The sequence below is a fragment of the Rheinheimera hassiensis genome (assembly GCF_022436675.1).
Taxonomy (GTDB): Bacteria; Pseudomonadota; Gammaproteobacteria; order Enterobacterales; family Alteromonadaceae; genus Alishewanella; species Alishewanella hassiensis.
Window position 1 is genome coordinate 614465 of sequence record NZ_JAKUJZ010000001.1, and the last position, 11888, is coordinate 626352.

General features: G+C 49.8%; 9 protein-coding genes. 2 read left to right on the forward strand and 7 right to left on the reverse strand.

Annotated elements, in window-relative coordinates:
* From gspF to gspC, 4 genes are read right to left on the reverse strand one after another with little or no spacing between them, the layout of a single operon-like run.
* Window positions 1-1224, reverse strand: a complete 1224-nt coding sequence (gene gspF / locus MJX74_RS02630; RefSeq protein WP_068236881.1) for a type II secretion system inner membrane protein GspF — start codon at window positions 1222-1224, stop codon at window positions 1-3.
* Window positions 1224-2735 (reverse strand): type II secretion system ATPase GspE, encoded by a 1512-nt coding sequence (gspE, locus tag MJX74_RS02635; RefSeq protein ID WP_240220653.1) that lies wholly within the window; start codon window positions 2733-2735, stop codon window positions 1224-1226. The genes gspF and gspE overlap by 1 nt, the downstream gene beginning before the upstream one ends.
* Window positions 2735-4858, reverse strand: a complete 2124-nt coding sequence (gene gspD, locus MJX74_RS02640; RefSeq protein ID WP_240220654.1) for a type II secretion system secretin GspD — start codon at window positions 4856-4858, stop codon at window positions 2735-2737. Before gspD ends, gspE begins: the two co-directional genes overlap by 1 nt.
* A gap of 27 nt (window positions 4859-4885) precedes the next feature.
* Window positions 4886-5833: a type II secretion system protein GspC gene (gene gspC / locus MJX74_RS02645; RefSeq protein ID WP_240220655.1), complete on the reverse strand. Its 948-nt coding sequence runs from the start codon at window positions 5831-5833 to the stop codon at window positions 4886-4888.
* 169 nt (window positions 5834-6002) lie between these two features.
* On the opposite strand from gspC, the gene hslR reads away from it, so the two are divergent.
* Window positions 6003-6416: a ribosome-associated heat shock protein Hsp15 gene (gene hslR / locus MJX74_RS02650; protein WP_240220657.1), complete on the forward strand. Its 414-nt coding sequence runs from the start codon at window positions 6003-6005 to the stop codon at window positions 6414-6416.
* 9 nt (window positions 6417-6425) lie between these two features.
* Complete coding sequence (gene hslO, locus MJX74_RS02655) at window positions 6426-7274, forward strand: Hsp33 family molecular chaperone HslO (RefSeq protein ID WP_240220659.1); 849 nt, start codon at window positions 6426-6428, stop codon at window positions 7272-7274.
* A 35-nt stretch (window positions 7275-7309) separates the two neighbouring features.
* Here hslO and MJX74_RS02660 read toward each other — a convergent pair whose 3' ends face one another.
* The 3 genes from MJX74_RS02660 to MJX74_RS02670 form a co-directional block, all read right to left on the reverse strand.
* Complete coding sequence (locus MJX74_RS02660) at window positions 7310-8293, reverse strand: LLM class flavin-dependent oxidoreductase (RefSeq protein WP_240220662.1); 984 nt, start codon at window positions 8291-8293, stop codon at window positions 7310-7312.
* Window positions 8294-8500: 207 nt separating this feature from the next.
* A complete protein-coding gene (locus MJX74_RS02665; protein ID WP_240220664.1) occupies window positions 8501-10096 on the reverse strand; it encodes a glycoside hydrolase family 32 protein in 1596 nt (531 codons plus the stop codon).
* 57 nt (window positions 10097-10153) lie between these two features.
* Window positions 10154-11875 (reverse strand): RagB/SusD family nutrient uptake outer membrane protein, encoded by a 1722-nt coding sequence (locus tag MJX74_RS02670; protein ID WP_240220666.1) that lies wholly within the window; start codon window positions 11873-11875, stop codon window positions 10154-10156.
* Window positions 11876-11888 lie beyond the last annotated feature (13 nt).

The following is an 11888-nucleotide window of genomic DNA, read 5'->3' on the forward strand; positions in this document are numbered from 1 at the left end:
TTAACCACCACCTACCATATTGTTTAACGCTAAAATCGGCTGCAAAATCGCCATGACAATAAATAACACCATACCGGCCATTACCGCTACTAACACCGGTTCAAACACTTTTAACGACACTGTAACTAAGGTTTCAAACTCGCGGTCCTGCGTATTGGCAGCGCGCTCGAGCATTGAATCAAGCTGGCCGCTTTTTTCGCCGCTGGCAATCATATGCAGCATCATCGGCGGAAACAGCTTGGTTTGCTCCAGCGCGTTACGTAGCGAAGTACCTTCACGCACCCTTGCCGTGGCATCTGTTACTGCCTGGCGCATATAAGTATTGCTAAGCACATCGGCGCTAATGCGCATAGCTTCCAGTAACGGCACTGCTGAGGCATTGAGAATACTTAAGGTACGGGCAAAGCGGGCGGTATTCAGCCCTTTCGTTACTTTGCCCATAATGCGGCTTTTTAGCACCAGTGCATCCCAGCGAAAACGAAACGCTGGTTTACGTAGCGCCCGTTTAAACAGCACCAGCAACAGCATAAAACCAATCAGGACAAAGATGCCGTAAGCGCGTAAAAAGTCACTGGCGGCAATTAAAAACAAGGTTGTGCCGGGCAGGGTTTGGCCCATATGCTCAAACTGGCCGACAATTTTGGGTACCACCGCCGCCAGCAGGATTGATATCACCAGCACGGCAAAACAGGTCAGAATAATAGGGTACAGCAGGGCCTGCAAAATCTGGCTGCGCATATGCTGGCGCTGCTCTGTGTAATCGGCCAGCCGGTTTAACACCTGATCCAAATGGCCGGATTTTTCCCCCGCTGCCACCATAGAGCGGAATAAATGGTCAAATACATAGGGAAACTCAGCTAAGCCTTCAGCCAGGCTGTAACCTTCCACTACCTTAGAGCGCACAGTCATCATCATATTGGTTAGCCGTGGCTTGTCGCATTGCTCGGCAACGGCCAGCAATGCGCTTTCAATCGGCAGGGCAGCTTCAACCAGCGTAGCCAACTGGCGGGTAATAAGCGCCAGCTCGGAGGCGGAAATATTACGCTTAAACCATTGCTTACCCGAGGCGAGCATTTTTTCCTGCTGTGACGCCAGCGCCACGCTAACCGGTGTTAATTTTTGTTCACGCAATAACGAGCGGGCATGGCGGGCATTATCGGCCTCAAGCACACCTTTGCTGTTTTTGCCTCTGGCATCCAGTGCCTGATATTCAAAGGCTGGCACTATACATCCTCACGCGTAACACGCAGCACTTCTTCCAGCGTGGTTTCGCCACTGAGCACTTTGCTAAAACCATCGGCGCGGATGCTGGGGCTGTGCTGGCGCACATATTTTTCAATGGCCTGCTCACCCTTGCCGTTGTGAATAAGCTCGCGGATATGCTCGTCTACCAGTAACAGTTCATGAATACCGGTACGGCCACGGTAGCCGGTAAAGTTACATTGATCGCACCCTTTGGCGCGGTAGATCAGTACGCCTTCTTTTTTGGTCACACTTAGCAGGCTACGCTCTTCTTTATCAGGTTCATGCGCTTCTTTACAGTGTATACATAAGGTACGCACTAAGCGCTGTGCCAATACACCCAGCAAGCTGGACGATAATAAAAACGCTTCTACGCCCATATCTTCCAACCGGGTAATGGCACCGGCGGCTGTATTGGTGTGCAACGTAGATAACACCAAATGGCCGGTCAAACTGGCCTGTACAGCAATTTGTGCGGTTTCCAGATCGCGTATTTCACCTACCATCACTACATCAGGGTCTTGCCGTAATATAGCGCGCAAGCCACGGGCGAAGGTCATGCTCACTTTAGTATTAACCTGGGTTTGGCCAATACCTTCCAGCTCGTATTCAATCGGGTCTTCTACGGTAAGAATATTGCGATCTTTGGTATTAATTTCGGTTAAACCGGCATACAAAGTAGTACTTTTACCGGAACCGGTAGGGCCGGTAACCAGAATAATGCCGTGCGGCTTTAAAATAAGCTGCGAAAACGCCTGCTGCACTGACAATGTCATGCCTAAATCAGCTAAATTCAGGTGGGAATTGTTTTTATCCAGCAAACGCATTACCACCCGCTCGCCATGGCTGGACGGCATAGTAGATACCCGCACATCCACCGCCCGGCCGGCAATGCGCAGGCTGATACGGCCATCCTGCGGCACACGCTTTTCGGCAATATCCAGTTTGGCCATTACTTTAATACGCGACACCAGCAAGCTGGACAAGCGCCGGTTTGGCCGCAGTACTTCGCGCAAAATACCGTCTACCCGAAAACGCACTATCAGCGCTTTTTCAAAGGTTTCCACATGAATATCGGACGCACCCAGCTTAATGGCTTCGCCCAGCATGGCGTTAATCAGCTTGATAATAGGCGCGTCGTCTTCATTTTCCAGTAAGTCTTCGCTTTCCTGAATATCATCAGCCAGTGAAGCCAGGTTAACTTCGTTACCTATATCTTCCATTAGCTGCTGCGCTTCGCTGGAGTCCCGCTGGTAGCTGGCTTCCAGCATGGCTTCAAATTCTACCGCCGATAAACGCTGAATCTGAAACGGCTCTGCCAGCATACGGCGCACTTCCAACACGGCAGCAGCGGTGGTCGCGGTATGAATATATAAGCGCCAGCCCTCATCGGCCTGTAGTTTCAGCAAGACACCGTGGCGTTTGGCAAAGCCGAACGGCAGGCGGATGCGGCTACTGGCCGGTTTTACCTGTTCTGCTTCCAGCGCGTCCATTAGTCTTGCTTCCCTTGCTCAACACCGGCCGGTGGTTGTTGCTTGTTCATATAATCATCAAAAGTAGGCGGTAATGTCAGTGATTCATCCCACTCTGGCATCACCACCTGCTTGGTATTTGGCATTAAGCGGATACCGGCTTCTTCACGCTTTAACTGCTCGGCGCGAATATAGTTATATTTGGTTTTCGAAATACCGGAAATGGCCGAACCTTCGCGTACTATAGTAGCTTTAATAAATACCATCAGGTTACGTTTTTGTTTGGTAACACTGGTCGATTTAAACAAATGCCCCAAAATAGGAATATCGCCTAAAATTGGCACCTTGGATTCGCTTTCCTGCACGTCTTCATCAATTAAGCCGCCCAGCACCACAGTAGCACCGTCATCGGCCATAACCGTGGTTTTAATTTCACGTTTATTAATGGTGATATCCACCGCAGTGGCGCCACCAATACTGGACACTTCCTGTTCAATGGTTAATTGCACCGCATCGCCTTCGTTAATTTGCGGTGTCACTTTAAGCTTAATACCCACCTCCTGCCGATCTACCTGCTGGAACGGGTTGGTATTATTGGAACCAGTGGTAGAGCCGGTAATAACCGGCACTTCCTGGCCTACCAGAAAGAACGCTTCCTGGTTATCCATAGTAGTAATATGCGGCGTGGCCAGCACATTGGAGTTAGTGCTGGTGCGTACCGCCTGCACAAGAGCGGCCCAATCGCCGCTGACAAAGCCCAGCAAAGCCCCATTTAATCCGCCCAATACCTGCCCTGCAAGCGTGTAGTCACCTTCTGTATCCGGCACAGGTATAGTTACGCTGGGAACACCAGGAATAGTTGATTGTTCAACCCGAGGTGGGTTCCTAATTGGCCTGGCAGCTAAAGCTGCACCGGCAGCATCAATAATAGAAATGGTATTGCCATTACTAAAGTTAGTACCTCCGCCGTTCTTATTAAGCCACTGCACGCCTAAATCGGTACCATCACCTTCAAATACTTCAACAATAATGGCTTCAACCAGTACCTGGGCACGGCGGATATCCAACTGGCGCAGCACTTCTTCTAACGAGCGCATCATATCCGGCTGGGCGGTGATTACCAGTGAGTTACTGTCGGCGTGGGCTTCAATACTGATAGCCCGGCCGGTATTGGCGGAGGCACTGCGCCCGCCCTGTGCTCCGGCAGCACCTGCGGCGCCCTGTACTTCTGCTACTATTGATTCACTAACGCCTTTTAGCACCGGTACCAACTCTTCCGCTTTGGCGTATTTTAAGTAAAACACCCGGGTATTGCCGCTGGTTTGCAGTTCGCTGTCCAGCCGTTTGGCCAGCTCAATTACACGCTGGCGCGCCTGTAATTCGCCGCTGACAATCACACTGTTGGTGCGCTCGTCAGCCACAATACGCGGCACCAGAAAATCTGGCTGTTCAGCCCGTCCCTGGCTTTTATAAATGCTTTCAAGTATCCGCACAATTTCCGGTGCCGAGGCGAACTGCATTTTGACAATTTCCAGTTCCTGATCGCCGGCTTTATCTACCCGCTGAATAATATCTACCAGCCGGTTTACCACCGCGGCCGGGCCGGTCATCATAATCACGTTAGACGGGTCGTAGTTTACTACGTGGCCGCCACCGGCCTGGTTACTAAACTGGCGTAATAACGGCGCCAACTCACGAACCGACACATTACGCACCTGCACCACACGGGTAACCATTTCGTCACCCTGGCCCGGTGCATCATCGGTTACCACAGGTATATTGCTGGTTTTGGCGTCTTTGTTGCGTACAACTTTCAATACGCCATTATCCATTTCCACCACAGCAAAGCTGTACACTTCCAGTACGTTGAGGAAAAACTGATAATATTGTTTTTCGTTCAGCATTTCGTAGCTGCGCACATTAATGCGGCCACGTACCTGCGGATCAACAATAATGGTTTTCTTCAGATTCATACCGACGATATTAATAAACTCATTAATATCAGTGCCTTTAAAGTTAGGCGAATACATTACTTCTTCCTGTGCCACAACAGACACACCCGGAACAACGGCAGTAAGCGCGGCCGCCACCAGCAAACTGGCCAGCGAACGGCGGGAGAATAAAGAAAATTGCCCTGATTTCATTAATTTATAACCAATTAGTTTTAATAATTATTGTGACAGACTAACCAGAATATCCCTGATCTCGCCATCGCGCTCTACTTTTATTGCCGCTTCTTTGGCATCGCGCAATTCATTAATTACGTTCATTGCCTGCTGCATATCATTTAAACGAATACCATTAATTTCTACAGCCAAATCATTAGGCTGCAAGCCAAGCTGAGTAAATAAGGACGGGTCTTTGCCCGGCATTAAGCGGTATCCCGCCAGTTGGCCGTTATCCCGGTGGGGTGAAACCCGGATATAGTCAAAAAACTTCATCGGCTGGGCAATCAGCTCGTCGCGACGCGCATCCAAATCTTCACTTACCTGCAACGGTTGCATTTCCATCGGCTCGGGTGCCGGTGCCATATCGGTATAAGGCTCTTCCATTTGCTCGTCAGAACGGCCAAGGCCAGCATTAGCCTGTGCAATTTGCGTGTATTCAAAGCCATCCAGCATCAGGGTTTCATAACGCCCGGCTTGCTGCAACAACACCCGGTCGGCTAACACCTGTTTTAACACTGCACTGGTGCCTTCAATGGTGTCGTCAATGGCGTAGGTTGCCTCGCTGCCGCGACTTTCTATAATGGCACTACCCTGATTCGGGCTGGCGCCCACCGCAACCAGACCGGTTAACTTAACATTTAGCTGGGTTTTTGGCGCTTCAGTTACCACAGGTGCAGCTTGTTGTACCGGCACGGCAGATGCTTTGCCAAATAACGAGAAACCGGTTAACGCTGCCAGGCTAACGCCACCGCTTTGCTTTACTGCCGCCGCAGGCCCGCTGGCGGGTGGCAGGGCATTATTTTCAGGGGCCGGTACCAGTTGCCAGCTAAAGCGTGCCAGTAACCATGCCAGCAGAATAACCAACATCAGGTTCAGCACCTGCTGCACCCGGTTTAGTGGCACCTTTTGTAGTTGTCTCGCTAACTGCTGCGTGTCTAATAACGGCTTCATTGCACACTTCTACTTTAAGAGAGAAATTTATCTTACCCAGTTGTCCGGCAGCCAACAAGGCCAGCGCCGAAATTTACAAGGTATTAACCATGTTTTTTTCGTATCTGCCGCCATTTCGCCTGCTTTGGCACTATAATGGCGATCTTAGTTCGACCACACAGTGTAAATTATGTCGTCAGCAAAACAATCCACGCAGGATACCACCCCAACATTACGGTTAGATAAATGGTTGTGGGCCTGCCGCTTTTATAAAACCCGCGCTTTAGCCAAAGAAATGATCGAAGGCGGTAAAGTACATTATAATGGCCAGCGCTGCAAAGCCAGCAGAACGGTAGAAACTGGCGCCATAGTGCGCCTGCCGCAAGGCACAGATGAAAAAGTAGTAATAGTGCTGGGTTTGTCGGAAAAACGCCTGGCTGCACCTTTGGCGCAGCAGCTGTATGAAGAAACAGCCGACAGCATTGATCAGCGGTTAAAACGGGCCGAGCTGAGAAAAACCAACAGCTTGTTTGCTCCGCACCCGGATACTAAACCAGACAAAAAAGAGCGGCGTAAGCTGCTTTTATTAAAATCGCAGCAGTAAGAGAACAGCATGAATTCAGATAATTTATTCCGCTTTTTATTTCAAAACCGCAACGTACGTGGCGAGTTGGTACAACTGGCAGACAGCCTTGATCAGATGCTGTTACATCATGATTACCCGCAGCCGGTGAAACAGCTGCTGGCCGAGCTGGTGGCAGCCACCAGTTTACTAACCGCCACTTTGAAACTGGATGGCGATATTGCCGTGCAAATTCAGGGCGATGGCCCGATACGTTTTGCTGCGGTAAATGGCACTGATCAACAGCAATTTCGCGGTGTAGTGCGGATGCAGGCAGAAATTTCCGGTGATAGTTTTCGCGAGCTGATTGGTGAAGGCTATCTGCTGGTAACCATTACGCCAAAACAGGGCGAGCGTTATCAGGGTATTATCCCGCTAAGCGGCGACAGCTTAACCAGTACCCTGGAAGCCTATTTTGCTCAGTCAGAACAACTGCCCACCCGGTTATACCTGTACACCGACTTACAAGCAGCACACTGCCGAGCGGCGGGTTTTATGTTGCAGGTATTGCCGGTAGATCAGCAAAAAGCTAAAGCCGATTTTGAAGATTTAGTGATTCTGAGCGATACCCTAACCAAAGACGAAATATTCAGCCTGCCAGCCGAGCAACTGTTATACCGTTTATTCCATCAGGAAGAGGTAGAACTGTTTGCCCCGCAGCAAGTCAGCTTTATATGCGGTTGCTCGCGTGATAAATGCGCGTCAGCCATTATCAGCCTGGGCCGTGACATCATTAACGAGCATATTGCCGAAGGCAAACTGGACATTAACTGCGAATACTGCAATAAAAACTACCATTTCAGCCCGGCCGATTTAACCGCTTTACTGCAACAAATGTAGTAAGCAATCGTGGCCGGGTAAAAACCTGTGCTTTGTTATGCCATTAACTCTGCCGCTATGCGGTAACTGGTTTGCCGCGCTTGCGGGTCGTGCATCATGCTGGTTAGCATCAGCTCGTCGGGGTTATGTTTGGCGATAAAATCCTTAATGCCTTGCTGCACCGCAGCGGCATCGCCGACAACAGAGCAGGCTAATGCTGTCTGTACATAGGCTTTTTCATGCGGCTGCCAAATAGTGTCCATGCTATCCACCGGCGCCGGCAATAAGCCGGGCGTGCCGCGCGTCAGGTTAACAAACTGCTGTTGCAGCGAGCTAAACAGCCGTTTGGCTTCAGTTGCGGTGTCTGCTGCAAACACATTCAGCGCCAGCATCAGGTAGGGTTTATCCAGTTGTGCCGAGGGTTTAAATTCACGCCGGTACAGCTCTGCTGCCTGCTGCATCATGCCGGGGGCAAAATGCGAAGCAAATGCATAGGGCAACCCCAACTGCGCCGCTAATTGGGCTCCATATAAGCTGGAGCCTAATATCCATAGCGGCACATGCAACCCTTGCCCCGGCACGGCCTGCACTAACTGATTTGGCCTGGCGGCGGCAAAATACTGTTGTAACTCGGCGATGTCGGCCGGGAATTGCGCTTCGGTTTCTACTTTATGCCGCCGTAATGCCCGTGCTGTGGCCTGGTCGCTACCTGGTGCCCGGCCTAAGCCTAAGTCGATACGGTTAGGGTATAAGGTTGCCAGCGTGCCGAATTGTTCGGCGATAACCAGCGGCGAATGATTCGGCAGCATAATGCCACCGGCACCTAAACGAATACGCGAGGTAGCAGAGGCTAAATGGCTGATTAATAACGACGTAGCAGCACTGGCAATGCCCGGCATATTATGGTGTTCGGCCAGCCAGTAACGATGGTAACCGAGTGACTCGGCATGTTGTGCCAACGCTTTGCTGGCGGCAAAGCTGTCGGCCACAGTGCTGCCTGCTGAAACCGGGGCTAAATCTAAAATGGATAAAGGGATCATGTGCGCTCCGCATCGCTGTGAATATGGATATTACATACCAAGTGGTATAAAACCATATTAGCAATGGGGGCCTACCTCAGCGGTTTCAAGGGTTAGATAAGCGGCAATAAAAAAGCCTCTGATTTTAGAGGCTTTTCCCGATAAATTAGCGGAGGGTTAGCTGTTAAAAAAACGACCCGTCGTTAACCGGCAACCAACCCGGTATGGCTATTTTTGCCATATGGACCTGAGTTGCGCTATAGATAGCTGCTGAATGTTAACAGCACTGTCAGTACTGAGTTTAAGCTGACTATAGGGTGCTTCAGGAAATACCACACTGGTCATCACCGTACGGCCATTGTCGGCAAACACTTCTATAGAAGAGGTATCCAGAAATATCTCTAACTGCACGACGCTAGCTTTAATATCTAGTGGCGCCCGTTGCACAGAAGCAAAGCCGGTTTCAAAGTCGGCAATGCCGGCGTTAGTCCTGTCTAAAATCAATTGTCCCGCTACGGCGTCTATTTTTAGTTTCAGGCTGTGCTTTGCATTTTCAAATGATAGTTCGACCCGCTTGGACTGCTTTAAATCCAGCTCAAGTTTGATATGCTCGCCCAACTCTGCAGATTTAGTTAATTTAACTAATTCAACGGCTTGACCGCCTTTAATACTACTATTGCGTACAACTTTAGTATCGGTCGCCAACGACGACAGGCTGGCTACCGGTTGCGAGCTGACTATATAGCTGTTACCCCGCTTTTCTAATTCCAGCTGCCGGGCAATAGTCATAGCACTACGCCAACGTTGGGTCGGTACTTTATTGGCGTATTGCCAGTTGCTCATCCAACCAATAAACAGATGCCGGCCATCTTGCTGCGGCACATCAGACCAGGTTACACCAGCATAGTTGTCGGTACCGTAATCCAGCCAAACTGCTGCTTGTTTTGCAGGCGAGCCTTGTTCCGCCGCCATAAGCTGTTGGTTAAATGCCGGATCAAGTTTAAAGGTTTTACCATCAAAGTCGCCGACAAAGTACTGTGTGGCCGAGCCACCATTCGGGCCGCCCGGGTTAATACTGACCAGTAACACATACTTTTCTTCGTCACTGCCATTAACCCGCATCTTAATAAGATCCGGGCATTCCCATACACCACCGTGCGCACCAATGCCCTGACCAAAATCACCGCTATGCTGCCAGTTTTTTAAGTCGGTTGACGTATAGAAGCTGATTTTATCTTTTACCGCCAGCGACATCACCCAGCTGGAAGAATCTTCATGCCAGCTCACTTTAGGGTCGCGAAAATCCCTGATATCAGGGCTTTTCAGCACGGGATTAGCGTCGTACTTGGTCCAGGTTCTGCCGTTATCTAAGCTGTATGCAATACCCTGCGACTGGAAGGTGTCAGAGCCGAAGTTTTCCTGCAAATGATCATGATAGGTGTAAATGGCCACCATAGCTGGCTTGTCTTTGCTACCAAAACCAGAGGTATTGTTCCAGTCTACCACCGCACTGCCTGAAAAGATGGTGCCATGTTGATCCGGATATAACGCTATGGGTTGTTGCTCCCAATGCACCAAATCTTTGCTGATAGCATGGCCCCAGTGCATAGGCCCCCAGATATTACTGTACGGGTTATATTGATAAAACAGGTGGTATTCACCATCCAGATACACCATGCCATTAGGATCATTCATCCATTGCTGCTCTGGGCTGAAATGGAATTGCGGCCGGTGTGGTTCCTGATATAAATCCTCTACCGCCAAGGCATTGGGTACCATAGTGCTACTGAATGCTAAGCATAAAGCTAAAACTGTTTTTCTCATTTTACTGTATTCCTTTTTAACAGATGGCAGCATCTGAGCTCAGCTGCTGCCATACAATTAATAGCCGGGTAGTTGCTTATACAATCCACCACTTAAATTGATTTGTTGCTGTGGGATCGGCAGATACTCGTCGCGCCCGGCGGTGAACAGGGCTTCCTGTAAATAAGGCTTACGGGTACGTTCAACTTCAAGATAAGTATCTAATGTCTGTTTTGCTACGCCCCAGCGCACCAGGTCAAAGAAACGGTGTCCTTCCAGGCCAAGTTCTAACCGTCGCTCCATACGCAGTGCCCGGCGGGCTTGCTCTTGTGACGTAAATGCAGTGTAAAGCCCGACATTGTAAATACTGGCATTATTCAGCATTGCTGTGCTGTTCATAGCCCGGCTGCGTAAACGGTTGATGATTTGCACAGCTTCGTCCAGACGATTGAGTTCGATCAGCGCTTCTGCTTTCCACAGCAACACATCGGCAAAACGGATCAACACCGTATTCATCGAAAACACCGGGAAGGGCCCGTTTTGTATACGACATTCACAATCCGGATGCTCCAGCTCTTTCATTGAAATGAAATTGCCGTAAACTGCCGGCGCCCGTGCCCAGGCATTACCATTTTCAATCATCAGCTCGCTGTCATATTTAAACGGCTTACCTTGCATGGCCACGGTGTGGTCTAACCTTGGGTCAACCGCATCCTGCACCAGTACATAATTGGTGCTGTTAAAGCTGTCAAACTGCGGTAACCCCTGAGCATCGGTTTTAAACGCGTTCACGAAATTCTCTGTCGGTACATGAAAACCGCAGCAACCAAAGCCGCCTTGCAAAGGCGCATTCAGCGCTGTTGGCCAGGAACCACGACCATCCGGCGAGCCATCATTGCGTGAGCGCTGAATAGCAAACACAGACTCTTTGCTGTTTTCAAAACGGTGCAGAAAGTTTTGTCCGAAGTCATCTTGCAAACCATAGACACCGGCGTCTTCAATATCATCCACCAGATCGACCACCGTTTGCAGTTTCTCCAGATCAATGTTGACGACCTGATGCACATCATTTTGCTCATAAGCCTGATACAACTTCGTTTTCGCCAGATAAGCTTTGGCGCTTAACTGATTGGCCCGGCCGATTTCACTCTGGGTAACCGGTAAGTTGTCGGCGGCAAACTGGAAATCTGCGGCGATTTTGTCCCACAATTGCTGATCGGTTAAATCAAAGTTTGTCAGCGCTTTAATCTGCTCTGATGACATGGTTTCATCAACATAAGGGATATGCTTGTGGTGTATTTTCAGATCGAAATAGAAAAAAGCCCTTAAAAACCTCAGCTCAGCCTCTCGAATAGTCTTTTTCGCAAACTGTGCCTCTGAGGCATTACCAAGGGCCTTTAATGCGGTATTGGCTCTTGAGATGGCAGTGTAGTTCCTTACCCACTTCTTGTTATTCAGGTCAACAAAATCCGGTGGGTAAGACTCCATATCAGCAATAATCGACGTATACATTGACAGCGCATGGTAGGCAAATATGTCGCCGGGCCCATTGCCGCCTTTGTGTGCATCACCGGCCCGCAAGTTACCTGTAGGCCAAAGAAAGTTTGGCGCAGTATAGTGATCATTGCCAAGGTAAGAGTAGGTAGCCGTCACCAGCCCCTCCAGATTACCACCGCCGGTAATTTGCTCTTCCGTTAGGGTGCCTTGTGGTGATTGCTCAAGATCACCGCCACAACCCGCCACTGTCAGCAGCACAGTGCCGGCAACTATCATTACACCTGCTTTTAGTTTGTTATACATAATTCATGTCCTA